Annotated in this window: 27 protein-coding genes; 8 read left to right on the plus strand and 19 right to left on the minus strand. The window is 67.6% G+C overall.

The window, feature by feature from the left end; translation table 11 throughout:
- Positions 1-84: 84 nt before the first annotated feature.
- From rpoE to HWW87_RS10820, 10 genes are all read right to left on the minus strand, one after another.
- On the minus strand, positions 85-684 hold the full coding sequence (gene rpoE / locus HWW87_RS10775; RefSeq protein WP_006490873.1) for an RNA polymerase sigma factor RpoE: 600 nt from the start codon (positions 682-684) through the stop codon (positions 85-87).
- A gap of 91 nt (positions 685-775) precedes the next feature.
- On the minus strand, positions 776-1,240 hold the full coding sequence (locus HWW87_RS10780) for a hypothetical protein (RefSeq protein WP_175820257.1): 465 nt from the start codon (positions 1,238-1,240) through the stop codon (positions 776-778).
- An 11-nt stretch (positions 1,241-1,251) separates the two neighbouring features.
- Positions 1,252-2,484, minus strand: a complete 1,233-nt coding sequence (fabF, locus tag HWW87_RS10785) for a beta-ketoacyl-ACP synthase II (RefSeq protein ID WP_175820258.1) — start codon at positions 2,482-2,484, stop codon at positions 1,252-1,254.
- A 164-nt stretch (positions 2,485-2,648) separates the two neighbouring features.
- The gene (gene acpP / locus HWW87_RS10790) at positions 2,649-2,888 is read right to left on the minus strand and encodes an acyl carrier protein (RefSeq protein WP_004197638.1); all 240 of its coding nucleotides are present in this window, start codon (positions 2,886-2,888) and stop codon (positions 2,649-2,651) included.
- A gap of 144 nt (positions 2,889-3,032) precedes the next feature.
- Positions 3,033-3,782 (minus strand): 3-oxoacyl-ACP reductase FabG, encoded by a 750-nt coding sequence (fabG, locus tag HWW87_RS10795; protein WP_006476504.1) that lies wholly within the window; start codon positions 3,780-3,782, stop codon positions 3,033-3,035.
- Between the two features lie 36 nt (positions 3,783-3,818).
- Positions 3,819-4,751: an ACP S-malonyltransferase gene (gene fabD / locus HWW87_RS10800; protein ID WP_175820259.1), complete on the minus strand. Its 933-nt coding sequence runs from the start codon at positions 4,749-4,751 to the stop codon at positions 3,819-3,821.
- Positions 4,752-4,835: 84 nt separating this feature from the next.
- A complete protein-coding gene (locus tag HWW87_RS10805; protein ID WP_175820260.1) occupies positions 4,836-5,825 on the minus strand; it encodes a beta-ketoacyl-ACP synthase III in 990 nt (329 codons plus the stop codon).
- Positions 5,826-6,932 carry a phosphate acyltransferase PlsX gene (gene plsX / locus HWW87_RS10810; protein ID WP_122166856.1) on the minus strand — a complete coding sequence of 369 codons (1,107 nt, stop codon included), beginning with the start codon at positions 6,930-6,932 and terminating at the stop codon, positions 5,826-5,828. It abuts the gene before it with no gap.
- A gap of 129 nt (positions 6,933-7,061) precedes the next feature.
- Entirely contained in the window at positions 7,062-7,241 is a 180-nt protein-coding gene (rpmF, locus tag HWW87_RS10815; RefSeq protein WP_114176500.1) for a 50S ribosomal protein L32, read from the minus strand.
- Positions 7,242-7,339: 98 nt separating this feature from the next.
- Positions 7,340-7,975, minus strand: a complete 636-nt coding sequence (locus tag HWW87_RS10820; protein ID WP_175820261.1) for a DUF177 domain-containing protein — start codon at positions 7,973-7,975, stop codon at positions 7,340-7,342.
- A 231-nt stretch (positions 7,976-8,206) separates the two neighbouring features.
- Between HWW87_RS10820 and HWW87_RS10825 the strand changes: the two genes are divergently transcribed.
- Both HWW87_RS10825 and HWW87_RS10830 read left to right on the plus strand, forming a co-directional pair.
- Positions 8,207-8,839, plus strand: a complete 633-nt coding sequence (locus tag HWW87_RS10825; protein ID WP_175820262.1) for a Maf-like protein — start codon at positions 8,207-8,209, stop codon at positions 8,837-8,839.
- The gene (locus tag HWW87_RS10830; RefSeq protein WP_174390368.1) at positions 8,836-9,558 is read left to right on the plus strand and encodes an SAM-dependent methyltransferase; all 723 of its coding nucleotides are present in this window, start codon (positions 8,836-8,838) and stop codon (positions 9,556-9,558) included. The genes HWW87_RS10825 and HWW87_RS10830 overlap by 4 nt, the downstream gene beginning before the upstream one ends.
- Positions 9,559-9,651: 93 nt before the next feature.
- Here HWW87_RS10830 and HWW87_RS10835 read toward each other — a convergent pair whose 3' ends face one another.
- The 4 genes from HWW87_RS10835 to HWW87_RS10850 are packed head-to-tail and all read right to left on the minus strand — an operon-like array spanning position 9,652 to position 12,724.
- Positions 9,652-10,644, minus strand: coding sequence for a S49 family peptidase (locus HWW87_RS10835; RefSeq protein WP_175820263.1), 993 nt, complete (start codon positions 10,642-10,644; stop codon positions 9,652-9,654).
- 12 nt (positions 10,645-10,656) lie between these two features.
- Positions 10,657-11,058 carry a Rieske 2Fe-2S domain-containing protein gene (locus HWW87_RS10840; RefSeq protein WP_027805410.1) on the minus strand — a complete coding sequence of 134 codons (402 nt, stop codon included), beginning with the start codon at positions 11,056-11,058 and terminating at the stop codon, positions 10,657-10,659.
- Positions 11,055-11,714: an HAD-IA family hydrolase gene (locus tag HWW87_RS10845; RefSeq protein ID WP_175820264.1), complete on the minus strand. Its 660-nt coding sequence runs from the start codon at positions 11,712-11,714 to the stop codon at positions 11,055-11,057. Before HWW87_RS10845 ends, HWW87_RS10840 begins: the two co-directional genes overlap by 4 nt.
- Before the next feature lie 5 nt (positions 11,715-11,719).
- Positions 11,720-12,724, minus strand: coding sequence for an RluA family pseudouridine synthase (locus tag HWW87_RS10850; protein ID WP_174432375.1), 1,005 nt, complete (start codon positions 12,722-12,724; stop codon positions 11,720-11,722).
- A 721-nt stretch (positions 12,725-13,445) separates the two neighbouring features.
- Here HWW87_RS10850 and HWW87_RS10855 point away from each other — a divergent pair.
- The 6 genes from HWW87_RS10855 to HWW87_RS10880 all read left to right on the plus strand — a co-directional run bounded on the left by HWW87_RS10855 (position 13,446) and on the right by HWW87_RS10880 (position 20,702).
- Positions 13,446-16,607, plus strand: coding sequence for an Rne/Rng family ribonuclease (locus HWW87_RS10855; RefSeq protein ID WP_175820265.1), 3,162 nt, complete (start codon positions 13,446-13,448; stop codon positions 16,605-16,607).
- Between the two features lie 131 nt (positions 16,608-16,738).
- The gene (moaA, locus tag HWW87_RS10860) at positions 16,739-17,851 is read left to right on the plus strand and encodes a GTP 3',8-cyclase MoaA (RefSeq protein WP_175820266.1); all 1,113 of its coding nucleotides are present in this window, start codon (positions 16,739-16,741) and stop codon (positions 17,849-17,851) included.
- 28 nt (positions 17,852-17,879) lie between these two features.
- A complete protein-coding gene (gene mobA / locus HWW87_RS10865; RefSeq protein ID WP_175820267.1) occupies positions 17,880-18,497 on the plus strand; it encodes a molybdenum cofactor guanylyltransferase MobA in 618 nt (205 codons plus the stop codon).
- Between the two features lie 111 nt (positions 18,498-18,608).
- Positions 18,609-19,907 (plus strand): gephyrin-like molybdotransferase Glp, encoded by a 1,299-nt coding sequence (gene glp, locus HWW87_RS10870; protein WP_175820268.1) that lies wholly within the window; start codon positions 18,609-18,611, stop codon positions 19,905-19,907.
- A gap of 37 nt (positions 19,908-19,944) precedes the next feature.
- On the plus strand, positions 19,945-20,220 hold the full coding sequence (locus HWW87_RS10875) for a hypothetical protein (protein ID WP_006476519.1): 276 nt from the start codon (positions 19,945-19,947) through the stop codon (positions 20,218-20,220).
- Positions 20,217-20,702, plus strand: a complete 486-nt coding sequence (locus tag HWW87_RS10880; RefSeq protein ID WP_175820269.1) for a GNAT family N-acetyltransferase — start codon at positions 20,217-20,219, stop codon at positions 20,700-20,702. The genes HWW87_RS10875 and HWW87_RS10880 overlap by 4 nt, the downstream gene beginning before the upstream one ends.
- 90 nt (positions 20,703-20,792) lie before the next feature.
- Here HWW87_RS10880 and rmuC read toward each other — a convergent pair whose 3' ends face one another.
- The 5 genes from rmuC to pncB form a co-directional block, all read right to left on the minus strand.
- Positions 20,793-22,271 carry a DNA recombination protein RmuC gene (gene rmuC, locus HWW87_RS10885; RefSeq protein WP_175820270.1) on the minus strand — a complete coding sequence of 493 codons (1,479 nt, stop codon included), beginning with the start codon at positions 22,269-22,271 and terminating at the stop codon, positions 20,793-20,795.
- Complete coding sequence (locus tag HWW87_RS10890; protein ID WP_175820271.1) at positions 22,268-23,257, minus strand: D-glycerate dehydrogenase; 990 nt, start codon at positions 23,255-23,257, stop codon at positions 22,268-22,270. Before HWW87_RS10890 ends, rmuC begins: the two co-directional genes overlap by 4 nt.
- 79 nt (positions 23,258-23,336) lie before the next feature.
- Positions 23,337-24,767: a sodium:proton antiporter gene (locus HWW87_RS10895; RefSeq protein WP_174432367.1), complete on the minus strand. Its 1,431-nt coding sequence runs from the start codon at positions 24,765-24,767 to the stop codon at positions 23,337-23,339.
- 43 nt (positions 24,768-24,810) lie between these two features.
- Positions 24,811-25,473, minus strand: coding sequence for a lactate utilization protein C (locus HWW87_RS10900; protein ID WP_175820272.1), 663 nt, complete (start codon positions 25,471-25,473; stop codon positions 24,811-24,813).
- 87 nt (positions 25,474-25,560) lie between these two features.
- The gene (pncB, locus tag HWW87_RS10905) at positions 25,561-26,760 is read right to left on the minus strand and encodes a nicotinate phosphoribosyltransferase (protein WP_174432365.1); all 1,200 of its coding nucleotides are present in this window, start codon (positions 26,758-26,760) and stop codon (positions 25,561-25,563) included.
- Positions 26,761-26,911 lie beyond the last annotated feature (151 nt).

The raw sequence follows: 26,911 nt of genomic DNA on the forward strand, positions 1-26,911 counted from the left end.
TGCTCCCCATCTTGCACACCCCGTCGTGACTTCACGACTCTATCCGTAACTAGACCCCGACCCGCGTCGTTCCGCCCATCGCGCTTACCAGCGCTTGCCTTCGGGCGTATCGAGCAGCGGACGCAATTTGGCAGCGATTGCCTCGCGTGCACGGAAGATCCGCGACCGGACCGTCCCGATCGGACAGCCCATCATTTCCGCGATCTCTTCGTAGCTCAGGCCCTCGATCTCGCGCAGCGTGATTGCCTGGCGCAGTTCTTCGGGCAGCAGAGCCATTGCAGCGTTGACCGTCTCGGCAATCTGCTTGCTCATCAACATCGATTCAGGCGTGTTGATATCCCTTAGTTGGTCTGCGTCGGAGAAAGTTTCCGCTTCCTCCGCATCGGCCTCGGTCGAGGTCGGCGCCCGGCGGCCTTGCGTCGCAAGGTAGTTCTTCGCCGTGTTGACGGCAATTCGGTACAACCATGTATAGAACGCCGATTCGCCGCGGAATTGCGGCAGCGCACGATATGCCTTGATGAACGCGTCCTGGGCCACATCCTCGACCTCGGCGGGATCCCGCACGAGGCGCGAGATCAGCCGAATGATCTTGCGGTGGTATTTGGAGACCAGGAGTTCGAACGCCGCCTTGTCGCCCTTCTGTACGCGCTCGACCAGAGCCTGATCGATTTCTTTTTCACTCACCTGACAAATCCGTTAACTAGGGATGCAACGCGGAGCGTTATTGTAGCGTTCCGGCGCCGGCCGCTGGTTACGGCCCGTAACCGAGCCGCCCTCATGCCCGCCCCGCCGTCCCGGCCGTTCTCGCCAGCACCGACAGCGCGCTGAACGACGCGGCGTCGAGCGCGTCGGCCGGAATCAGCAGCGGCCGGGCCCGCCGGGCGCCCTGCCCGACCGACAGCACCAGCAGCAGGCTGCTCCAGTGCGCATGGCCCGTCACGCGGCCGCGGGCCAGCAACCGCCCGGTGCGGCCAAACGCCGCAATCTCCCCGAAGGCATCGATCCGTAGCTCGGCCGGCAGCCGGCGGGCGCAGGCCCGCGCCGCCCATACGGCCAGCAGCGCCGCCGTCGCGGCCGACACGCCTGCGCCGGCGGCAGCGCCCGCGCGCGGCGCCCAGAACAGGTACGCCGACGCGGCAGCCGACGCGACGAACGCGGCCAGCACGAGATACGACACGGCCGAGGCCCGCAACGCAAAGCGCTGCGGACGCCCGGCCGGAGCATCGAATGGACTCGTCAAGCGATTCGACGTCAGACGCGCTTGAACACCAGCGTGCCGTTGGTACCGCCGAAGCCGAAGTTGTTCTTCACGGCCACGTCGATCTTCATGTCACGCGCGGTGTTCGCACAGTAATCGAGATCGCACTCGGGGTCCTGGTTGAAAATGTTGATGGTCGGCGGCGACACGTTGTTGTGCAGCGCCAGCACCGTGAACACCGATTCGAGGCCGCCCGCGCCACCCAGCAGGTGGCCCGTCATCGACTTCGTCGAGTTGACCACCATCTTGTACGCGTGCTCGCCGAAGGCCGCCTTCACCGCGTCGGACTCGTTCTTGTCGCCCAGCGGCGTCGACGTGCCATGCGCGTTCAGGTACTGCACCTCGTCGGCATTCACGCCGGCGTCGCGCAGTGCCGCGACCATGCAGCGGCGCGGGCCGTCCATGTTCGGCGCGGTCATGTGGTACGCGTCGCCCGTCATGCCGAAGCCCGAGACTTCCGCGTAGATCTTCGCGCCGCGCGCCTTCGCCGCCTCGTACTCTTCGAGCACCATCACACCCGAGCCCTCGCCCAGCACGAAGCCGTCGCGATCCTTGTCCCACGGACGCGACGCGGTAGCCGGATCGTCGTTGCGGGTCGACAGCGCGCGCGCTGCGGCGAAACCGCCGATGCCGAGCGGCGACACCGTCGATTCGGCGCCGCCCGCGACCATCACGTCGGCGTCGCCGGCCTGGATCAGGCGCGCGGCGAGGCCGATGCTGTGCAGGCCGGTCGTGCAGGCCGTCACGGCCGCAAGGTTCGGGCCCTTCAGGCCGAACATGATGCTCAGGTGACCCGAGATCATGTTGATGATCGAACCCGGCACGAAGAACGGCGAAATCCGGCGCGCGCCGCGATCGACGTAGGTCTGGTGCGTATCTTCGATCATCGGCAGGCCGCCGATGCCGGAGCCGACCAGCACGCCGATGCGTTCCGCATTGGCTTCGTTCACTTCCAGCCCGCTGTCCCGCATGGCCTGGACGCCGGCGGCGATGCCGTAATGGATGAACGTATCCATGTTCCGGGCTTCCTTCGCCGGGATGTACTCCTCGGCGCTGAAACCCTTCACTTCGCCCGCGAAATGGCAAGCGAGGTTCGACGCATCGAACTTCGTGACGGTGGCGATACCGGACTTGCCGGCGACGAGATTGGCCCAGCCGTCGGCAACATTATTGCCAACAGGCGAAATCAGCCCCAGGCCTGTAACGACAACACGACGGCGGCTCACGGTAACCTCTTTTCCATTATTGGATGACAAAAACAAAAGCCACAGTGGCCACAGGAACCAGCCCTGCGAGCCCTGTGGCTGTTAGTCCGTCCGGCGCGAAGCCGGCAGGATGGCGCGTCAATCGCGAAGATCGCGGCGACGTGGCGGACAAGCGCGAAAGGCGCTTACGCCTTGACGTTTGCGCGAGCGTAGTCGATCGCTTGCTGAACGGTCGTGATCTTCTCCGCTTCTTCGTCCGGGATTTCCATGCCGAACTCGTCTTCGAGCGCCATCACCAGTTCGACCGTGTCGAGCGAGTCCGCGCCCAGGTCGTTCACGAACGAAGCTTCGTTCTTGATCTCGGCTTCCGCGACGCCCAGTTGTTCAGCGACGATCTTCTTGACACGTTGTTCGATGTTGTCCATTACCCCTCCGAGGGAAAGTTCAGATTTACAAGTGCGCGCATTTTATCAGGTTTGCTGACGCCAAAACGCGCGTTGGCTTGATGGTCGATCAAGCGCCGATCCGCCTGAAAAACGGGATACGGCGCGGATGGTAAACGAAAACCGTTACGACATGTACATGCCGCCGTTCACGTGCAGCGTCGTGCCGGTGATGTAACCGGCCTGCGGCGATGCAAGGAACGCGACGGCGTGGGCGATGTCCTCCGGGCTGCCGAGGCGGCCGAGCGGAATCTGGGTCTTCAGCGCGGCCTGCTGTTCTTCCGGCAGCGTCTTCGTCATGTCGGTGTCGATGAAGCCCGGCGCGACGCAGTTCACGGTGATGCCGCGGCTGCCGATTTCACGCGCGAGCGCACGCGTCATGCCCGCGACGCCGGCCTTCGCGGCCGCGTAGTTGACCTGACCCGGATTGCCGGCCGAGCCGACCACCGACGTGATGTTGATGATACGGCCGCCGCGCGCCTTCATCATCGGGCGCAGCACCGCCCGCGACAGGCGGAACACCGACTTCAGGTTGGTGTCGATCACCGCGTCCCAGTCCTCGTCCTTCATCCGCATCGCGAGCTGGTCCTGCGTGATGCCCGCGTTGTTGACGAGCACGTTCAGCGCGCCGAATTCCTTCACGGTCGCATCGATCAGCGCCTCGGCGGCTGCCGCGTCGTTGACGTTCAGCACCGCGCCGCGGCCCGTGACGCCCGCCTCCGCGAACGCCGCGGTGATCGCGGCGGCGCCCGATTCGCTCGTCGCCGTGCCGATCACCGTCGCGCCCAGGCGCGCGAGTTCGAGCGCGATCGAACGGCCGATGCCGCGCGACGCGCCGGTCACGATCGCAACCTGTTTATCGAGAGTCTTGTCCATGAATCGAATATCCGTTGCTTGGGAAAAGGCGCCGCGTCAGGCAGTCGCGAGCTTGAGCGCTTCGTCGAGCGAAGCCGGATCGAACACCGACGCACCCGTCAGGTTGCCGTCGATGCGCTTCGTCAGGCCGGCGAGCACCTTGCCCGGGCCGCATTCGATCACGTGCGTGACGCCCGTGCCCGCGATGTGCTGCACGCATTCGACCCAGCGCACCGGGCCCGCGGCCTGGCGCACCAGCGCATCCTTGATCGCGGCCGGATCGCTGACCACGGCGACGTCGATGTTGTTGACGACCGGAATCTGCGGCGCCTTCACGTCGACGTTCGCGAGATAGTCGCGCAACTGATCCGACGCCGGCTTGAGCAGCGACGAATGGAACGGTGCCGACACCGGCAGCGGCAGCGCGCGCTTCGCGCCCTTCGCCTTCGCGATTTCGCATGCCTTTTCGACCGCGGCCTTGCTGCCTGCGATCACGACCTGCGCAGGCGCATTGAAGTTCACCGCTTCGACGACGCCCGCTTCCGCGGCTTCGGCGCACACCGCGCGCACCGTGTCGTCGTCGAGACCCAGGATCGCGGCCATGCCGCCCTGGCCGACCGGCACGGCCGTCTGCATCGCCTGCGCGCGAAAGCGCACGAGCGGCACCGCGTCCTTGAACGCGAGCGCGCCGGCCGCGACGAGCGCCGTGTATTCACCGAGGCTGTGGCCGGCGACGATCGACGGCGCCGGGCCGCCCGCCTGCTGCCACGCGCGGTAGCACGCGTACGCCGCGGCCAACATCACGGGCTGCGTATTGGTGGTCAGGTTCAGCTCTTCGGCCGGACCTTCGGCGATCAGCTTGCCGAGATCCTGATTGAGTGCATCGGACGCTTCCTGAAGCGTCTCGCGCACGACGGCCAGATCGGCGAATGCGTTGAGCATGCCGATCGCCTGCGAGCCCTGCCCCGGAAAAACGAATGCAAATTTCATATCGTCCCCAATTGAATCGATTCGGACGGCGCGCACGAACGGCGCGCCGACGGGATCCGCGCGCGGCTTGTCGCGCGCCGCGGATCAGAAGCGGAAGACCGACGCGCCCCAGGTGAAGCCGCCGCCGACGCCTTCGATCAGCACGTGCTGGCCACGCTGGATGCGACCGTCGCGCACCGCGGCGTCGAGCGCCAGCGGAATCGACGCGGCCGACGTGTTGCCGTGCTGGTCGACCGTCACGACCATGCGCTCCTGCGGCAGGCCGAGCTTGCGGCAGGTGCTGGTCATGATGCGGATGTTGGCCTGGTGCGGAATCAGCCAGTCGATTTGCTCGGGCGCGAGATTCGCCTTCGCGAGCGCTTCGATCGCGACCTTTTCGAGCACGTTGACCGCGAGCTTGAACACGGCCTGCCCGTCCATATGCAGGAACGCGCTGCCGTCGATCACACCGCGATTGACGTTGCCCGGCGTGCACAGGATGTTCGAGTAGCTGCCGTCCGCGTGCAGCGCGCTGCCGAGCACGCCCGGCTCTTCCGATGCGGACAGGATCACCGCGCCCGCGCCGTCACCGAACAGCACGCAGGTCGTGCGGTCCTTGAAGTCGAGAATGCGCGAGAAGGTCTCCGCGCCGACGATCAGCGCCGTGCGGTGCTGGCCGCTGCGGATGAAGCTGTCGGCCGTCGCCATCGCGTACGCGAAGCCCGAGCACACCGCCTGCACGTCGAATGCCGCGCCGCCGTTCTTGATGCCGAGCTTGTTCTGCAGCAGGCACGCGGTGCTCGGGAACACGAAATCGGGGGTCGAAGTCGCGACGATGATCAGGTCGATCGACTGCGGATCGATACCGGCCATTTCAATCGCACGACGCGACGCCTCGAGCGCGAGATCGCTCGTCGTGACGTCGGGTGCGGCGAAATGGCGCGCATGGATACCCGTGCGCGCCACGATCCATTCGTCGCTCGTCTCGATGCCTTCCTTCGCAAGACGATCGGTCAACTGCTGGTTCGTGACGCGGTCGGGCGGCAGGTAGCTGCCCGTGCCGAGCACGCGGGAATAGAGAGTCGATTGGGCCATTTAAGCTTTAGAGGATTGCGCAGCGGAAGGTTCGGCGTGATGGCCTGCGGCCGGGCTTGCATGGCCCGCGCCGCCCGCGTCGTGCTCGCCATCGCCGAGCGATACTGAATTATCCGCCATCGCGCGCGCGAGGCGCTCCAGCACCCCGTTTTTGACGGCATCATACCCGCGTTTGATCGCCCACTCAAACGCGTAGGCGTCGGCCGAACCGTGGCTCTTGATCACGAGGCTCTTCAGCCCAAGCAGCGCCGCGCCGTTGTACTGGCGGTGGTCGACGCGCTTCTTGAAACGCATCAGCACGGGCAGCGCGAGCAGCGCCATCAGCTTCGACATCAGCGAACGGCCGAACTCCTCGCGGATGATGTCCGACAGCATCTGCGCGAGCCCTTCGGACGTCTTCAGCGCGACGTTGCCGACGAAGCCGTCGCAGACGATCACGTCGACGGTGCCCTTGTAGATGTCGTTGCCTTCCACGTTGCCGCGGAAATTGAGCGTGCTGGCGCGCAGCAGCTCGCCTGCGCGCTTGATCGTCTCGTTGCCCTTGATGACCTCTTCGCCGATGTTCAAGAGGCCGATCGTCGGGCGCTCCTTGCCTTCGAGCGCGGCCACGAGCGCGTGCCCCATCTCCGCGAACTGCAGCAGGTGCTGCGGTTCGCAGTCGACGTTCGCGCCGAGGTCCAGCATCATCGTGTAGCCGGTCGGGTTCGGCAGCGCGAACGCGATCGCGGGCCGCTCGATGCCGGGCAGCGTCTTGAGCACGTAACGGGAAACGGCCATCAGCGCGCCGGTATTGCCGGCGGAAATGCAGGCCTGCGCCGCGCCTTCCTTGACGTGGTTGAGCGCGACGCGCATCGAAGAATCCTTCTTCTTGCGCAGTGCCACTTCGACAGGGTCGTCCATCGCCACGACTTCGGTGGCGGGCACGATGGTCAACGCGGGATCGTCGAGGGCTTTCAGCTTCTTCAGCTGAGCGCGAATCGCGCTTTCGATGCCGACGAGCATCAGGTGCGCATCGGGATGCGCGCGGACGAACTTGACTGCCGCGGGAACGGTCACGGACGGGCCGTGGTCGCCTCCCATGCAATCGATTGTGAGCTTTACGGTCATGGAATGCGACGAATTTCAGGCACAAAAAAGCGGCAGTTGAATGCCGCCTTTTTGTTGCGCCAGGAAAGTGTCAAGCGAACCAGTTGTCACGCGAACGGCGAGCGTAGCGCGCAACGCGTGACTTGACGCTTAGTCGTTCTTCGTCTTGACGACTTTCTTGCCGCGATAGTAGCCGTTCGGGCTGACGTGGTGACGCAGATGCACTTCACCCGTGCTCGGCTCGACTGCCAGCGGCGTGGTCGTCAGAAAATCGTGCGAACGATGCATGCCGCGCTTCGACGGCGACTTCTTGTTTTGCTGGACTGCCATGACTAACTCCTAAATAATTTTCCGGATTCTAACACAGCCCGATCCGGCGCTTAACTACCCTGGCCCAAAGCCCTTACGCCTTCCCGCGCCACAACTGCTTAGTGTTTCTTGGTGCCGTCACCGTCCTTCTTCAACGCTTGCAGCGCTGCGAACGGATTCGGCCGTTTGCCTTCGTCCCCGGCTTCGCCGGACTCCTCGTCCGCCTCTTCCACGGGACCGCTCGCGCCCGACACGAGGCTTTCGTGAACTGCCGGGCAAACCTCGTGCTTGGGCACGAGCGGCAACGAAAGCAGCAATTCCTCTTCGATCAAGTCGACGAGATCGAACTGGCGTGAGCCCACGATCACATCGGCTTCATCGTCGTCGAGCGGAAATTCCTCGGCTTCTTCTTCGGTCGCGACGACCCGGTACGTCATGTCGACGTCGAACGTCTGGTCGTACGGCGTCATGCAGCGCTGGCACGTGAGCCACGCATGGCCGTGCACCGCGAGGCGCAGATACGGCTGCTGCCCGTCGGCGCCGTCGTCCTGCAACTCCTTCTGCGTGAACCCCTCCGCCTGCCACGTGAAGACCGTGTCGCGATCCGGCACGTCCGTCGGCACTTCGTTTAACATGCGCGGCAGTTGCGAGAGGTGCACCGCCCCGGCTGCCTGCCGCCCGCTGCGGGCGAACTCGAACAGGTCGACCGCGTGCGGATCGAGGGCCGCCGCAGGTTTGCCAGAAGAAGTGTTCATGTGCGCTCCTGCCTACAGGCTGACTTGCGGGATCCGGCTTGGCACCGCTCGCGTACGGCTCATCGAAGGATGACGTACTTTACTTCCGAAGACCCGGCAGGCGCCACCACAACGAAAGCCTGCCGACGAAAAGCGGGAAAGCATACCTGTTTTACCTTTTGCGGTCAATCACTTAAGCTTGCGTCCGCGCAACGCCGCGCCACACCTGACGACTCACCGATCCAACCGACCATGCCGGATACCGTTTGCCGCCCGCCGCGGCTGATTCTTGCCTCCAGTTCCCGCTACCGCCGCGCGCTCCTCGAGCGCCTCGGCGTACCGTTCGACGTCATGTCGCCCGACCTCGACGAAACCCCGCTCGCCGGCGAAACGCCGGCCGCGACCGCGCTGCGTCTCGCTGGCGCGAAGGCGCGCGCCGTGGCCGCGACGATCGACGCGCCGGACGGCGTGCTCGTGATCGGGTCGGACCAGGTCGCGACCTTCGACGGGCACCAGATCGGCAAGCCCGGCACGCATGAGCGCGCGCTCGCGCAACTCGTGTCGATGCAGGGCCGCGAAGTCGAATTCCACAGCGCGCTCTGCCTGTACGACAGCCGCACCGACGAAGCACAGGTCGAGGACATCGTCACGCACGTGCGCTTCCGTTCGCTGCCCGAGGCCGAACTCGACGCCTACCTGCGCGCGGAAACGCCGTACGACGTGGCCGGCAGCGCGAAATCCGAAGGGCTCGGCATCGCACTGCTCGACGCGATCGACTCGGACGACCCGACCGCGCTCGTCGGCCTGCCGCTGATCGCCCTCACGCGGATGCTGCGCGCCGCCGACTACCCGCTGCTTGCCATCACCCGAGGAGACCGCGCATGACCGCCGGCACGCTTTATCTTGTCCCGAACACGCTCGGCGAAGGCGACGAATCGATGCTCGCCGCCGTGCTGCCCGCCGCCGTGCAGGCGCGCGCCGGCACGCTCGGCTATTACATCGGCGAGAACGCGAAAACGACCCGCGCGTTTCTGAAGAAGATCGGCACGACCCGCCCGATCCAGGAAATCGAGATCAGCGAGCTGAACGTCAATACGCCGGCCGGCGCCATCGACCGGCTGCTCGCGCCCGTGCTGGCCGGCGCGGACGCCGGCCTCGTGTCGGAGGCCGGCTGCCCGGCCGTCGCCGACCCCGGCGCGCTGCTGGTGCGCCGCGCGCACGAGCGCGGCGTGAAGGTCGTGCCGCTCGTCGGGCCGAGTTCGATCCTGCTCGCGCTGATGGCGTCGGGCCTGAACGGCCAGAGTTTCGCGTTCAACGGCTACCTGCCGGTCGATGCCGCCGCGCGCGCGAAACGCCTGCGCGAACTCGAGCAACTGTCGCGCAAGGCGCGCCAGACGCAGATCTTCATCGAAACGCCGTACCGGAATCACGCGATGCTCGACACGCTGGTCGCGACCTGCGCGCCGTCGACGCAGATCTGCGTCGCGGCCGACCTGACCCTCGCGACCGAGACGATCGCGAGCCGCACGGTGGCGGACTGGAAAAAAGCGCCTGCGCCGAATCTGCAGAAGCGCCCCGCGATCTTCCTGCTGCTCGCGAACTGATGCCGCGAATGGCGATCGGCTCTAACTGATGAAAGTGAAAGGCGGGCCATCGCGGCCCGCCGGTTGGCGCCGTCAGCCGTCAGCCGTCAGCCGTCAGCGCAGGCTGACCGACGCGCCGCCGGCCGTCAGCGCCTTCATCGCGGCGCCCCCGACGGCCGCGCCGAACTTGCGCGCGACACGATTCGTCAGGCTTTCCTTCACCGTGTAGTCGACCAGATCCGGCGCCTTCAGCACGTCGCGCGCGACCGTGTCGGTCGTGCCGTAGCCGTCGGCGAGCCCGAGCTCGACGCTCTTCTCGCCGGTCCAGAACAGGCCGGAGAACATGTCGGGCGTCTCGTGCAGCCGCTTGCCGCGGCCATCCTTCACCGCCTTGATGAACTGCGCATGCACCTGGTCGAGCAGCGCCTGCGCGTGCGCGTCCATCTTCGGCGTTTCCGGCGAGAACGGATCGTAGAAGCCCTTGTTTTCGCCCGACGTATGCAGGCGCCGCTCGACGCCGAGCTTGCCCATCAGCCCGGTGAAGCCGAAGCCGTCCATCAGCACGCCGATCGACCCGACGATGCTCGCCTTGTCGACGAAGATCTTGTCGGCCGCGGACGCGATGTAATAGCCGCCCGACGCGCACATGTCGGTCACGACGACGTACAGCGGCTTGTCCGGATACTTGCCGCGCAACCGCCGGATCTCGTCGTAGACCATGCCGGCCTGCACCGGGCTGCCGCCCGGGCTGTTGATCCGCAGCACGACGCCGACCGTGCCGTCGTCGTCGAACGCGGCGTCGAGCGCCGTGTTGATGTCCTCGGCGTTCGCGTTGACGCCGGCCGCGATCTCGCCGTCGATCGTCACGAGCGCCGTATGCCGCCCGCTCGACGAGAACTTCGAATCGCTCGAGAAATCGATCAGCGCGAACGCGAACAGCACGAACACGCCGAGAAACGCGAAGCGGAAGAAGATCTTCCAGCGCCGTGCCGCGCGCTGCTCCTTGACGGCCGCAAGCGCGATCCGCTCGAGCGCCGCGCGCTCCCAGCTCGGTTCACGGTTGTCGGGACGGGAGGAGGAATCCGGGGAATTCGGTTGGTCGGCCATGCAGCGGTGTCGTCAGTCGGTCGTGGCGGGAGTGGCAGGATGCAGATCCGCATCGGGCACCCAGAATACCGCACGGCCGTCGGGCGTGTCGCGCTCGTCGACCTCGACCGGCCGCAGGCGGCCGCCGCGGCACGGGCCGCCGACGCACTTGCCGGTATCCGGCGCGTAGATCGCGCCGTGCGTCGCGCACATCAGATAGAGGCCCGACGACTCGAAGAACTGCCCTTCGGCCCAGTCGAGCTCCATCGGCACATGCGCGCAGCGGTTCAGGTAGCCGTAGGCGCGGCCGTCATAGCGCACGAAGAACACGACGGCCTGTTCGCCGCGCAGCGTCGCGTCGACGCGCACGCCGGCGCCGCCGTCGGTCAGCGCGCTCGATGCGCACACGCGCACGGCGTCCGGCGCCGCACTCATGCGTGCTCCCGCAGCCATGCGGCCAGCGCGCCGACGTCCGGCGCGACGAAGCGCGGCGTGAGCGCCGCCAGCGCATCGGCCGTGTGCGCGCCGTACGAGACGCCGACGCCGGCCGCCCCCGCGCTGGCGGCCATCTGCAGGTCGTGGGTGGTGTCGCCGATCATCACGGTGCGCGCAAGATCCTGCCCCAATTCGCGAGACAGTTCATGCAGCATCGCCGGGTGCGGCTTCGAGAACGTCTCGTCCGCGCAGCGCGTCGCGTCGAACAGGCTCGTGAGCTTCGACTGGTCGAGCACGCGGTTCAGCCCGACCCGCCCCTTGCCGGTCGCGACCGCGAGCAGATAGCCCGTATCGCGCAATTCCGCGAGCAGCTCGCGCACGCCGGCGAACAGTTCGATGCGCTGGTCGTCCAGCAGGTAGTGATAGCGATAACGCTCCGCCAGCCGCGGATAGTCGGATGGATCGAGGGTCGGAGCTGTAATCTTCAGCGCATCGCGCAGGCCGAGGCCGATCACGTAGCGGGACGCCTCGTCGGACGGCGTGGGCAGGCCGAGATCGCGGCATGCGGCCTGGATGCTGTGCGCGATGTGCGCAGTCGAATCCATCAGCGTGCCGTCCCAGTCGAAGACGATCAGGTCAAATTGCTGTCGAGCCATGCGGTTCAGGCGTTATCGCGCAATGCGCTGAGTTGATCGAGAAAGCGCCGGCATTCGGCCGGCAGCGGCGCATCGAACTGCAGCGCCTCGCCGGTCAGCGGGTGAGCGAGCTTCAGCCGGTGCGCATGCAGGAACATCCGCTTCAGCGACGGCTGCGCGTTCGCGCGCGCCAGCGCCTTGTTCAGTGCGAAATCGCCGTACTTGGCGTCGCCGGCGATCGGCAGGCCAAGATGCGCGAGGTGCACCCGGATCTGATGGGTCCGACCCGTTTTGAGTTCCGCTTCGACGAGCACATAGTCGGACCAGCGGTCGACGAGGTTGAACACCGTATGCGATGCCAGCCCGTCGTCCTGCACGCGCACGCGGCGCTCCCCTTCCGGGGTCGAATACTTGAACAGCGGCGCCTTCACCGCGCGGCGCCGGCCCCAGTCGGGCTGCCATTCGCCGTGCGCGCACGCGAAGTAGCGCTTGTCCATCCTGTTCTCGCGAATCTGCTCGTGCAGGCCCACGAGCGCCGTGCGCTTCTTCGCGAGCATCAGGATCCCGGACGTCTCGCGGTCGAGCCGGTGCACCAGTTCGAGGAATTTCGCGCGCGGGCGCGACTGGCGCATCTGCTCGATCACGCCGAACGCGACGCCGCTGCCGCCGTGGACCGCGACCCCGGCCGGCTTGTCGATGACGAGCATCGCGTCGTCCTCGTACAGCACGTCGAAATTCGCGGGCGGCACGACGGGCGTGTCGGCGCGCGCGAGGTCGGCCGCCGCCACCCGCACCGGCGGCACGCGGACGAGGTCGCCCAGTGCGAGGCGGTACTGGGCGTCGATCCGGCCCTTGTTGACGCGCACTTCGCCGCTGCGGAGGATCCGGTAAATATGGCTTTTCGGCACGCCTTTACAGACGCGCAACAGGAAATTGTCGATCCGCTGACCGGCCGAGTTTTCGTCGATCTCGATCATCGATACCTGGCCGCTTGCGACCGAATTCTGGGATATTTTGCCTAACTCATTCATACTGAATATAATTTTGCCCAGCCTGACGTTGTGGGTGGCCTGTTCGGCCAGCCCCGGCTGAATCGGGCAAGGCGCAAGCGCAAACTGCTATTTTACTTGCGCCGGGGGTCCGCTGCTCGCCCCTAATCAAAGAGAAGCAGCAAGTTGCACGCACGGCGCCGCCCGTCGGCAAGGATCGCGCCCACAGGCGGATTCGGTCGGCAAGGCGCCGCGGTAACGGAAAGTTGGTTGAAAAGAATTTGATCGGCAGCCCGACGGCGCGAAGTGCGTCCGCAGGCTGCCGGTTGCGAAAATTACGGCGTTGCGCCCGATTTGGCCCCGCGAAGCGTGCGGGGCTTGGCGACGTCAAACCAGGGAAGTACACCCCAAGCGGGAAAGTCGGGCTGGATTCGATACTCCCCGCTGCGGCCCAAGCCGCAGCATCTGCCGCCCGTCGGCGCGCGCGACGCATTGCGCGCGCCCGTGGCAATGCCCGGATCAGGCTTAGCGCGCTTTTGCAGCGTGCGGTGTGTGAACGCCGTGCTTTGAAGCCGTATTCGCAGGTGCCCTATGGCCGCCGGCCCCGTCTTTCGGGCCCAAGCGCCTCTTCAGGCAATTCTCCCCGCCAGCGTTCCCGCTCCAGCGTGCTCGTGACAACACAACAAGGTGCGGCCTGCCGTCGTTCCCGCCCTCGCGACTGACAACCGCGAGGCGCCGGCAGCGGAGCCGCCTGGAGTCGTTCATGAAACGCATGCTGTTCAATGCGACGCAGCAGGAGGAGCTGCGCGTCGCCATCGTCGATGGGCAAAAGCTCATCGACATCGACATCGAAACCGCCGGGCGCGAACAGCGCAAAGGCAATATCTACAAAGGTGTCATCACCCGTATCGAGCCGTCGCTCGAAGCGTGCTTCGTCAACTACGGCGAAGACCGCCACGGCTTCCTGCCGTTCAAGGAAGTCGCCCGCCAGTACTTCAAGGACGGCATCGACATGCGCTCCGCGCGCATTCAGGATGCCCTGCGCGAAGGCCAGGAGCTGATCGTCCAGGTCGAAAAGGAAGAACGTGGCAACAAGGGCGCCGCCCTCACCACCTTCATCTCGCTCGCCGGCCGCTACCTCGTGCTGATGCCGAACAATCCGCGCGGCGGCGGTGTGTCGCGCCGGATCGAAGGCGACGAGCGCCAGGAACTGCGCGAAACCATGGCGCAGCTGGAGATTCCCGACGGCATGAGCATGATCGCCCGTACCGCGGGCATCGGCCGCAGCGCCGAGGAACTGCAGTGGGACCTGAACTACCTGCTGCAACTGTGGCGCGCGATCGAGGCCGCTTCGCAAAGCGGCAACGCCGGCCAGCCGATGCTGATCTATCTGGAATCGAGCCTCGTGATTCGCGCGATCCGGGACTATTTCCAGCCGGATATCGGCGAAATCCTGATCGATACGAACGAAATCCATGATCAGGCCCGTGCGTTCATGGACATCGTGATGCCGGACAACGTCGCGAAAGTGAAGCGCTATCACGACGACGTGCCGCTGTTCTCCCGCTTCCAGATCGAGCACCAGATCGAGACCGCGTACTCGCGCACGGTCCCGCTGCCGTCCGGCGGCGCGATCGTGATCGACCACACCGAAGCGCTCGTCGCGATCGACGTGAACTCGGCGCGCGCGACCAAGGGTGCGGACATCGAGGAGACGGCCACCCGCACGAACCTCGAAGCGGCCGACGAAGTCGCCCGCCAGCTGCGCCTGCGCGACCTTGGCGGCCTGATCGTGATCGATTTCATCGACATGGAATCGGCGAAGAGCCAGCGTGAAGTCGAGCAACGCCTGAAGGACGCGCTCAAGCACGACCGTGCGCGCGTGCAGATGGGCAAGATCTCCCGCTTCGGCCTGATGGAGCTGTCGCGCCAGCGCCTGCGTCCGGCGCTGTCGGAAGGCAGCCACGTGACGTGCCCGCGCTGCAACGGCACCGGCCACATCCGCGATACCGAATCGTCCGCGCTGCAGGTCCTGCGGATCATTCAGGAAGAAGCGATGAAGGAAAACACCGCGGCGATCCACTGCCAGGTGCCGGTCGAGGTGACCGCCTTCCTGCTGAACGAAAAGCGTCAGGAAATCAACAAGATCGAGTCGCGCTTCAAGGTCGGCATCGTGCTGATCCCGAACAAGCACCTCGATACGCCGCACTACAAGCTCGAGCGCCTGCGTCACGACGACGCACGCCTCGACGATCCGCGCGCGTCCTGGAAGATGGCCGAGGAAGCGGCCCGCGAGCTCGAGTCGGAAACCGGCTACAGCAAGCGGGCGGCCGAAGTGAAGCCGAAGCAGGAAGCCGCGGTCAAGGGCATCACGCCCGAGCGTCCGGCACCGAGCCCGGCTCCGCAGCGTCCGGTCGAGCCCGTCGTTGCAGCCCCGGCGCCCGTCGCCGCGGCAAGCGGTGGCTTCATCGGCTGGCTGAAGGGCCTGTTCGGCGTATCGCCGGCACCGGCGCCCGCACCGGTCGCGCCGGCTCCGGCGAAGGAGCAGGCAGCCCGTCCGGCTCGCGAGCGCACCGAAAAGACCGAGCAGCGCGGCGGCGATCGCAATCGCAACCGTCGCGGCGGCGCCCAGCAGGCGCAAGGCGGCCGCGACCAGGCAGCCGCAGGCCGTGGCCAGCCGCAACGCCAGGAACGCGAAGGCAAGGAAGTGCGCGAACCGCGTGAAGGCCGTGAGCCGCGCGAGGGCCGTGAGCTGCGCGAAGGCCGCGAAAACCGTGAGGGTCGCGAAGGTCGCGAGGGCCGTGGCCCGCGCGAAGGTCGCGAGCCGCGCGAAGGTCGCGAGCCGCGTGAAGGCCGTGAGCCGCGCGAACCGCGCGAAAACCGCGAACCGCGCGAGCGTGTCGAACAGCCGGAAGGCGTCGAAGCAGCCGGCCGTGGCGAGCGCCAGGAACGCGGCGAGCGTCGCGAGCGCGGCGAACGCCGCAAGCCGACCCAGCATGCGGCCACGCTCGAAACCGTCACCCGCGGCGAAAACCATCCGGAACCGGAAACCGACCAGGCTGTTGCAGAAGCCCTGCCCGGCGCGGAACTGGCAGCCGATGCGGAAGCCGGCGCACGTGACGGCGAAGAACGCCGCCGTCGCCGTCGCGGCCGCCGCGGCGGTCGTCGCGAGCGCGAGGAAGACGGCGCAGTCGACCAGGCCGAGCAAGGCGCCGAAGGCGAAGTCGCGGCGCAAGCCGTGACGCCGGACGCACCGGTCGCAGCCGAACCGGCCCGCACGGCCGCACCGGCAGTCGTCGCGGCCGTGGCAAGCGCGGTCGCCGTGGAAGCCGTCGTCGAGCAGCATGCCGCACCGGCCGCTGTCGAAGCGCAGCCGGCACCGGCACACGCCGAAGTGGCTCCGGCCGCCCCGGTCGAGCCCGTCGTCGCCGTCCAGGCAGCGGAACCGGCACCGGTCGCACCGGCAGTCGCGGAAGCGGGCCCGGCGCCGGTCGCCGTGTCGCCGACCGATGCGTTCGAAGTGCCGGCAGCCGCTCCGGCCGCTGTCGAGGCGCCGCAAGCCGCGCCGGTCGAGCAAGTCGCACCGGCCGCCGCGATCGAAGCCGCTCCGGTGGCAGTCGAACCGGCACCGGTCGAAGCAGCGCCTGTCGAGGCAGCACCGGCCGAGGCCGTCGCTGCACCGGCCCCGGCACCGACGCCGGCTCCTGCCCCCGCACAACCGGCAGCCGCGCCCGCTTCGGCGAGCCTGGATGTCGTGCTGGAGCAGGCCGGTCTCGTCTGGGTGAACACGGACGCCGACAAGTTCGCGGCCGCGCAGGAAGCCGCGTCGCGACTCCCGCGCCCGGCCCGCGTGCCGCGCGAACGCAAGGTGCTGCCGCCGGCCGATACGGCCCCGATGCAGCAGGTCGAAACGACGCACCACTGAACGGCGCATCGCACGACCAGGAAAAGCCCGCCTCCGGCGGGCTTTTTCATGTCCGCGCTGCGGGTTTCCGCCCCCCGGCCCCGCCGGCCGGTTGCGGCTAAAATAGCAGTCTGGTTCGCACTTCTTCCAACATGTCCCGACGCATCATTCCCCTCGCCGACGTCAGCGGGATGCCGGACGTCTCCGGCGTCGCGCATGCCCCCGACGGCACGCTGGCCGACACGTTCGCCAGGCCGCTGCGCGACCTGCGCATTTCGGTGACGGACCGCTGCAACTTCCGTTGCGTGTACTGCATGCCGCGTGCGGTCTTCGACAAGGACTACCCGTTCCTGCCGCACAGCGCGCTGCTCACGCACGAGGAAATCGAGCGCGTGGCGCGGCTCTTCGTCGCACACGGCGTCGAGAAGATCCGCATCACGGGCGGCGAGCCGTTGCTGCGCAAGAACCTCGAATTCCTGATCGAGCGGCTCGCGCGCCTGACGACGCACGCCGGCCGCCCGCTCGACCTGACGCTGACGACCAACGGCTCGCTGCTCGCGCGCAAGGCGCGCGCGCTGAAGGACGCCGGGCTCACGCGCGTCACGGTCAGCCTCGATGCGCTCGACGATACGCTGTTCAAGCGCATGAACGATGCCGAGTTCGCGAGCGCCGACGTGCTCGACGGCATCTTCGCCGCGCAGGCCGCGGGCCTCGCGCCGGTCAAGGTCAACATGGTCGTGAAGCGCGGCACCAACGACAGCGAGATCCTGCCGATGGCCGAGCGGTTCCGCGGCACCGGCGTGATCCTGCGCTTCATCGAATACATGGACGTCGGCACGTCGAACGGCTGGAACATGACCGAGGTGCTGCCGTCGGCGGACGTCGTCGCGCGCATCGCCGAACACTTCCCGCTCGTGCCGCTCGAGCCGCACACGGCAGCCGAAACCGCGCAGCGCTGGGGCTATGCGGACGGCAGCGGCGAGATCGGCGTGATCTCGAGCGTCACGCAGGCCTTCTGCGGCGACTGCACGCGCGCGCGGCTGTCGACCGAAGGCAAGCTGTACCTGTGCCTGTTCGCGTCGACCGGCCATGACCTGCGCGCGCTCGTGCGCGGCGGCGCGAGCGATGCCGAGATCGCGACCGCGATCGCCCGCATCTGGCAGGCGCGCACCGACCGCTATTCGCAGCTGCGCGGCAGCGCGCCGGCCGACGGCGCGCCCGACGGCGCCGGCAAGCGCGTCGAAATGTCGTATATCGGCGGCTGACGCACGCCGCCCTTTCCGTCCGCGCACGATGCCCGCTCCCGCCTCTCCGTCGATCGCCGGCCTGCTGCTCGCAGGCGGGCGCGCGACCCGCATGGACGGCGTCGACAAGGGCCTGCAACTGCTCGACGGTACGCCGCTCGCGCTGCACGTGCTGCGCCGGCTGTCGCCGCAGGTCGACGAGACGCTGATCAGCGCGAATCGGCATGCCGATCGCTATGCCGAACTCGGTGCGCCGTTCGACGCGCGCATCGTCGCGGATGAAACGCCCGACTTCCCCGGGCCGCTCGCGGGCCTGCTTGCCGGCATGCGCGCGGCGCGCGCGCCGCTGGTCGCGTGCTCGCCATGCGATACGCCCTATCTGCCCGCCGACCTCGTCGCGCGGCTGCATGCGGCGCTCGACGCGCAGCAGGCCGACATCGCGATGGCGATTACCGTCGACGCGCAGCAGATGCGTTCGCCGCAGCCGACGTTCGCGCTGCTGCGCACGTCGCTGGCCGACGACCTGGCCGCCCGGCTCGCGGCCGGCGACCGCAAGGTGCGTGCGTGGTACGCACGCCACAAGACGGTCGAAGTCGAGTTTCGCGACGAGCGTGCGTTTTACAATGCCAACTCCTGGCAGGAACTCGCCGCGCTGGCCCGCCGCTGACGGCGCCGTGCCGTTCCCGCCCGGCGCCCGCCGCACGCGAAACCCGCGCCCAGGCACCCTCCTCGCGCCACCGGCCACGAACCCGATACGCCTTGCGGCGCAGTCCGACTGATGATCACGCAATCCTCGCCCGCTTCCCGAACCGCACCCGACCCCGATGCCCCGCTGTCGCTCGCCGACGCGCAGGCGCTCGCGTGCCGCTTCGCGGCGCCGGTCGACGCGTGCGACACGGTGGCGCTGCGCGATGCGCTCGACCGCGTGCTCGCGGCCGACGTGAGCGCGCCGTTCGACATTCCCGCGTACGACAACTCGGCGATGGACGGCTATGCGTTCGACGGCAGCAGTGCGGCACTCGCGTCGGCGCAGGGCGAGGTCGCGATGCCGGTCGCCGGCACCGCGTTCGCCGGCCATCCGTTCGACGGCGCCGTGGCGTCCGGTGCATGCGTGCGCATCATGACGGGCGCGCCGATGCCGGCTGGATGCGACACGGTGATTCCGCAGGAACGCGTGCGCGTCGACGGCGACACGATCCGCTTCGCCGCGCACGACGTCGCGCGCGGCGCGAACTGCCGCCAGGCCGGCGAGGATCTCGCGCGCGGCGCCTGTGCGCTCGCCGCGGGCCGCATCCTGCGGCCGTCCGATCTCGGCCTGCTCGCCTCGTTCGGCATCACCGACGTCACGGTGCGCCGGCGCGTGCGCGTCGCCGTGTTCTCGACCGGCGACGAGTTGCGCGCGCCCGGCGAACCGCTCGGCCGCGGCGCGCTGTACGACAGCAATCGCGGCATGCTGATCGCGATGCTCGAACGGCTGCACGTGGATGCGATCGATCTCGGGATCGTCCGGGACGACCCGGTCGCGCTCGAAGCCGCATTGCGCGACGCCATCGCCGCGCAAGCCGATGCGGTCATCACGTCGGGCGGCGTGTCGGTCGGCGAAGCCGACTTCACGCGCGACGTGATGGCGCGGCTCGGCGACGTGACGTTCGCGAGCCTCGCGCTGCGGCCCGGCCGGCCGCTCGCGTGCGGCACGCTCACACGCGCGGGCGACGGCGCCGGCCACGCGCTGTTCTTCGGGCTGCCCGGCAATCCGGTCGCCTCCGCCGTGACGTTTTACGCGATCGTGCGCCCCGCGCTCCTGACGCTGGCCGGCGCGCAGACGCTGCCGCCGGCCATGTACACGGCGCTCAGTACGCAGCCGTTGAAGACGCGTCCCGGCCGCACCGAATACCTGCGCGGCATCGCGACGCGCGCCGCCGACGGCCAATGGCACGTCGCGCCGGCCGGATCGCAAAGCTCCGCGTCGCTGAGCGGTCTCGCCGCCGCCAACTGTTTCATCGTCCTGGGCCACGATACCGCGGCAGTCGACGCGGGCGCCCCGGTCGACATCCTGCCGCTCGACGGCCTGATCTGAATTCCAATCGGTACATCACTACGGGGGCAATCCGCACATGAAGAAACAAATCTCGTCGATCGCCGCGGGGCAGACCGCAAAGGCGCTGATCCTCGTCTACCTGACGTTCAGCGTGCCGATCGTGCTGCTCGGCATTCTCGTCGCGTATATCCGTTACGGGATGGTCGAGTTGAGCACGATCCTGAGCGCGCTGCTGCTGAACGCGATCCTCGGTTTCGTGCTGCTGTGGATCGCGTGCCATGCGTACAACTGGGTCGCGTCGCGCTTCGGCGGCATCGAGATCGTGCTGTCCGATCCGCCGGAGGAAGCGTGAGCGGCACGCCGCTGATCCGCGCGGCCGACCCGCGCGACGTCGGCGCGATCCTCGCGCTGATGCGCGAGCTGGCCGAGTTCGAGAAGCTCACGGCGCTGTTCGTCGCGACCGAAGCCGATCTCGCCGACGCGCTGTTCGGCGAACACCCGGCTGCCGAAGCGCTGGTGGCCGAGCGCGACGGCGCGATCGTCGCGTATGCGCTGTTCTTCCACAACTATTCGACGTTCCTCGGCCGCCGCGGGCTCTATCTCGAGGATCTGTACGTGCAGCCGTCGCAGCGCGGCACGGGCCTGGGCACCGCGATGCTGCGTCATCTCGCGGCACTCGCCGTCGAGCGCCGTTGCGCGCGCTTCGAATGGTCGGTCCTCGACTGGAACCAGCCGGCGATCGATTTCTACGAGAAGATGGGCGCAACCGTGCTGCCGGAGTGGCGCATCGTCCGCGTGACGGGCGACGCGCTGGACACGCTCGCCGCGCAGTGAGCGCGAGCCGGCCGCGCCGGCGATCGCTGCAACAGAAAACGGGCGCCGCGGCGCCCGTTTTTTCCGTCCGGCGGCTGCCGGCAACGCGCGTCACGCGTCGTCCGCATCGGCGCCGTCGGCCTCTTCCGCGCCGAGCAGCCCGGCCGCGGCGTCGCCCGGCAGCGCCTCGACCTGCTTCAGCTTGCGGCTCATCACGCGCGTGCGCTGCTCGGCCGACTCGATCGAGCGCGTCACCGTTTCGAGCTGCGCCTTCGTGCGCGCGAGCACGTCGCCGAACTTGCCGAACTCCGTCTTGACCGCGCCGAGCACCTGCCACACCTCGCTCGAGCGCTGCTCGATCGCGAGCGTGCGGAACCCCATCTGCAGGCTGTTCAGCAGCGCGGTGAGCGTGGTCGGCCCGGCGACCGTCACGCGATAGTCGCGCTGCAACAGGTCGGTCAGCCCCGGACGGCGCAGGATCTCCGCATAGAGCCCCTCGGTCGGCAGGAACAGCAGCGCGAAATCGGTCGTGTGCGGCGGCGCGACGTACTTCTCGGCGATCGTGCGCGCTTCCATCCGCACCCGCGCTTCGAGCGCACGCGCCGCTTCCTCGACGGCCACCGCATCGGCGCGCTCCTGCGCGTCGATCAACCGCTCGTAGTCTTCGCGCGGGAATTTCGCGTCGATCGGCAGCCACACCGGCGCTGCGTCGCGCGTGCCGGCATCGCGGCCCGGCAGCCGGATCGCGAATTCGACGCGCTCGGTACTCTTCGGCACCGTCGCGACGTTCTTCGCGTACTGGTCGGGCGTCAGCATCTGTTCGAGCAGCGCCTCGAGCTGCACCTCGCCCCAGGTGCCGCGCGTCTTCACGTTGGTCAGCACCTTCTTCAGGTCGCCGACGCCGGCCGCGAGCGTCTGCATCTCACCGAGCCCGCGATGCACCTGCTCGAGCCGGTCCGACACGAGCTTGAACGATTCGCCGAGCCGCTGCTCGAGCGTCGCGTGCAGCTTCTCGTCGACGGTGCGGCGCATCTCCTCGAGCTTCGCCGCGTTGTTCGTCTCGATTTCCTTCAGCCGCTGTTCGAGCGTCGCACGCACTTCGCCGATCCGGCGATCGTTCGCCTCGGTCAGTTGCGTGAGCTGCCGGTTCAACGTGTCGCCGAACAGCCGGAGCGCGCCCGTCTGTTCCTCGCGCGCCTGCTGAGCCTGGCGCTGCACGCTCTCGCGCATCGCGTCGAACTGCTGCGCGTTGCCGGCGACGAGCTTGCCGAGCTGCTGCGCGAAACCTTCGATCTGGTTGTTCTGCACGGTCGCCACGCTCGTCAGTTGCGCGGCGAGCGTCTGCTGCAACTGGGCAAAGCTGCCGGCCAGCTCGGTACGCGAGCCGCGTGCGTTTTCGACGATCTCGCCGCGTAATTCGCGCTCGAGCCGCTCGACCGCGCGCGCCTGCGCATGCGCGGCATCCTCGATCTGGTCGCCGAGCACGGCCGCATCGTCGTGGCCGCCGCCGCCGCGCACGAGCGCGACGATCGCCACCGCGAGCGCGACGGCCAGCACGACGACCGCCGCAAGCAACAACGTCATCGTCATGCGCGCGGCTTCCCGATCACGTCAGGGTTGATCGGATTCGGCGGCTGCCCCGCACGCGGCCCCTCGCCCAGCGCGGCGATCAGGTTGTCGGCGGCGAGATTCGCCATCGCGCGGCGGGTCTTTTCGGTCGCGCTCGCGATATGCGGCGTCAGCACGACGTTCGGCACCTCGAGCAGCGCCGGATGCACGGCCGGCTCGCCCTCGTACACGTCGAGGCCGGCCGCGGCGATCGTCCCGTCGCGCAGCGCGGCGGCCAGCGCCCCATCATCGACGATCCCGCCGCGCGCGATGTTGGTCAGCGTCGCCGTGGGTTTCATCTTCGCGAGCTCGGCCGCGCCGATCGTGTGATGGTTCTCTTTCGTGTACGGCAGCACGAGCACGACATGATCGGCGCGCGCGAGCAGCGCATCCTTCGACACGTATTCGGCATTCAGCTCGGCCTCGATCTCGGGCGCGACCCGCGACCGGTTGTGATAGATCACCTGCATCCCGAAGCCGCGCGCGCGGCGCGCGAGCGCCTGGCCGATGCGGCCCATCCCGATGACGCCGAGCGTCGAGCCGTAGATGTCGGTGCCGAGGAAGCCGTCGTACGCCCACTTCTGCCAGTGACCGGCGCGCAACCAGTGTTCGGATTCGGCGATCCGGCGCGCGGCGGCCATCATCAGCGCCCAGCCGAAATCGGCGGTCGACTCGTTCAGCACGTCGGGTGTGTTGGTGCCGAGCACGTTCGCCGCGTTGAACGCGGTCATGTCGAAGTTGTTGTAGCCGACCGCCATGTTCGCCACGACACGCAGGCGCGGCGCCGCCGCGAGCGTTGCCGCGCCGACCGGATCGCCGGCCGTCAGCGCGCCGTCCTTGTCGGCCAGACGCGCGGCGAGCGCGTCGGGCGCGAGCGCGTCGCGGTCGTTCCAGTCGACTTCGAAATACTGCTTGAGCCGTTCGATCACGTCCGGAAAAATCGGACGCGCGACCAGGATCTTCTGCATCGCCATCTCCGCATGCCGCGGACGGGTCGTAGCGCCGTGCGCCGCCGGGACCGCCCGCTCGGGGTTGAAAATCGTCAGCTTACGCCGGGAAGAAAAGCCACGACGTCAGCAGGAATACCGGCATCAGCACGACGAGCGCCCAACCGAGGTACGCAAAGAAGCTCGGCATCTTCACGCCGCGCGATTCGGCGATCGCCTTCACCATGAAGTTCGGCGCATTGCCGATATAGCTGTTCGCGCCCATGAACACCGCGCCGGCGGAAATCGCGGCGAGCGTCGACGCGCCGGTCGTCATCAGCGTCTGCGCATCGCCGCCGGCGAGGTTGAAGAACACGAGATAGGTTGGCGCGTTGTCGAGGAACGACGACAGGATGCCCGTCGCCCAGAAGTACATCGCGTCGATCGGCTTGCCGTCGGGCCCCGTGACGAGATGGACGATCTGTGCGAACGCGCCGTCCGCGCCCGCACGCAGGATCACGATCACTGGCGCGATCGTCACGAAGATGCCCGCGAACAGCTTCGCGACTTCCTCGATCGGCGCCCAGTTGAACGCGTTGCCCTCGCGCGCGGAACGCGGCGTCAGTGCGAGCGACGCGAGCGTCACCACCGCGAGCGCGACGTCGCGCACGAGATTCTGCAGCGCAACGTGCGTGCCCCACACGTCGAACGCGATGCCCGGCTTCCACACGCCGCTCATCAGCACGAGCGCGATCACGGCCGCCAGCAGCACGAAGTTGATCTTGCCGTCGATCGACAGCGCCGCGCCGTCGGGCGTCGGATCGAGCGCGGCCGGCCGCTCCTCGCCGCCCTTCCGGTAGAAGTACGTATCGAGCGCGAAGAACAGCGTCAGCAGCACCACGCAGATGAACAGCATCGGCAGCGCGAGGTGCGTGGTCGTCCAGAAGAAGCTCACGCCGTTCAGGAAACCGAGGAACAGCGGCGGATCGCCGAGCGGCGACAGCGAGCCGCCCGCGTTCGCGACGAGGAAGATGAAGAAGATCACGACGTGCACGACATGCTTGCGGTTGTCGTTGGCGCGCAGGAGCGGCCGGATCAGCAGCATCGCGGCGCCCGTCGTGCCCATCACGCTCGCGAGCAGCGTGCCGAGCGCGAGAATCGCGGTATTCAGCTTCGGCGAACCATGCAGGTTGCCGTTCACGCAGATGCCGCCCGCGACCGTATAGAGCGCGGTGAGCAGCACGATGAACGGAATGTATTCCTCGAGCAGCGCATGCACGAGCGTGCCGAACGCGGTGCCGGCGCCGAACGCGACCGCGAACGGCGCCAGGAACACGATCGCCCAGCCGGCGGCGATCTTGCCGAAGTGGTGATGCCAGAACACGGGGGCGACGAGCGGGAACAACGCGATGGACAGCAGGATCCCGGCGAACGGGATACCCCAGAGCGCGGACAGCGTGGCACCGTCGAGCGTGGCGGCCGATGCAAGCGCGGGAGCGGCGCCAAGCGCGATTCCCGACGCCATGCCCGCCCAGGCGGCATGTCGTTTCATGCAGAACTTCCTTGTTCGAGTAGGGGTGAATGCGGCGGGCGCGTCATGCGCCCCGTACGACGATCGCGTGCACGCGGTACGGGCCGTGCGCGCCCAGAATGATCGTTTGCTCGATGTCGCCCGTGCGCGACGGGCCCGACACGAAATTGACCGCGCGCGGCAGTTCGCCGCGTTCCGCGCGAATCAGCGCGAACGCGTCTTCATGACCGGCGACGATGCGCGACGCCGGCACGATCGCGATGTGGGTTTCCGGCAGCAGGCCGGCCGATGCGTAAGTGTCGGGGCCGGACAGCAACACCAGCGACCCCGTTTCGGCGGTCGCGCAAAAGCAGCCGGTCAGGCCGACGAGATCGCCGTCGCGCGGCTTGCGGCACTCGACCGACAGGCCGGCGCCGGCCCAGTCGAGATCGGCCAGCGTACGCCACGCGATGGCCTGCGCCGGCAAACCATGAGCGACAAGATAGCGGGCGGCGGCGGCAGGCACATCGGCCAGCATCGCGACTTCGTCGACCGTGGTCGACAGGCGCCCCGCTTCGTCGACGAAAGCGGCGACGAGGTCGGCCGGCGCCGGCGGGCGCGGGCCCTGCGGATGACGGGCGAGATAGTCGGCGACGCCGTCGCGCTCCGCTGCGTCGGGTTCGGCCGCGCACCCCTGCGCCGCGCGGATGCGCGCGAGGATCTGGCGACGGGCAGCGGAAGTGTCCATGAACGGTCCTCGTGACGTTGGCGTGCAATACGTCGGATTATACCGGCCACCCCTGCTGCGACACACCTTCGGCCGAACGGCCAGCGCCTACTTCGACGCGTCTTCCTCGACCGGCTGCGCGATGCCGAACACCTGGCGCAGGTACGCGAGATACGCCTTGTCGTCGCACATGCTCTTGCCCGGCGAATCCGACAGCTTCGCGACCGGCTGGCCGTTGCAGCGAACCATCTTGATCACGATCTGCAGCGGCACGTAGCCGAGATCGTTGGTGAGGTTGGTGCCGACGCCGAACGCGAGCTTGCAGCGGTTGCGGAACCGTTCGTACAGCTGCATGACCTTCGGGATGTCGAGCGCGTCCGAGAACACGAGCACCTTGGTGCGCGGGTCGCACCGGTTCGCCTCGTAATGGCGCAGCATCCGCTCGCCCCAGTCGAACGGATCGCCCGAATCGTGGCGAGCGCCGTCGAACAGCTTGCAGAAGTACATGTCGAAGTCGTTCAGGAACGCATCCATGCCGTAGACGTCCGACAGCGCGATCCCGAGGTCGCCGCGATATTCCTTCGCCCACATCTCGAAGCCGTAGATCTGCGAATCGCGCAGCCGCGGGCCGAGCGCCTGGCACGCCTGCAGGTATTCGTGCGCCATCGTGCCGAGCGGCGTGATGTCGTGCTTCATCGCGTACAGCACGTTGCTCGTGCCCGCGAACTGCGGGCCGAGCCCGTCGCGCAGCGTGAGCGCGACTTCCTCGTGCCAGACCTTCGAGAAGCGCCGGCGCGTGCCGTAGTCGGCGATCTTGCAGTCGGCGAATTCGGGCTTCGCGCCGAGCAGCTTGATCTTCTCGCGCAGCCGTTCGCGGCCTTCGCGATAGTCGGGTTCGCGCTGCGTGTTGCGGAAATAGACTTCGTTGACGATCGCGAGCACCGGGATCTCGAACAGGATCGTATGCAGCCACGGCCCCTCGATCACGATGTCGATCTCGCCGTTGCCCTTCGGCGCCGGCGCGATCGAGATGTATTTCTCGTTCAGGTGGAACAGCGCGAGGAAGTCGACGAAGTCGCTCTTGATGAAGCGCATCCGCCGCAGGTAGTCGAGTTCGACGTCGGAAAAGCGCAGCGAGCACAGGCCGCGCACCTCGTCGCGGATCTCGTCGATGTACGGCACGAGATCGACGCCGGGCGTGCGGCACCGGAAACGGTACTCGACGTTTGCAGCGGGAAAGTGATGCAGGACGACCTGCATCATCGTGAACTTGTAGAGATCCGTGTCGAGCAGCGAAGTGATGATCATGATGACGGCAGCGCCAATATCGTGACCAGGCCCCAGCGCACCGCGCGCCGCCCGGTCTGTCGGTCATGTTACCCGAATGCGGGCCGGACCATCATGAAACCGCCCCGCCGCCCTGTCGCGTCGTGCTCGGGCCCGGCGCGCGGGCATCCGC

Origin of the sequence: Burkholderia sp. BCC0419, assembly GCF_902830285.1 — a bacterium.
Classification (GTDB): Bacteria; Pseudomonadota; Gammaproteobacteria; order Burkholderiales; family Burkholderiaceae; genus Burkholderia.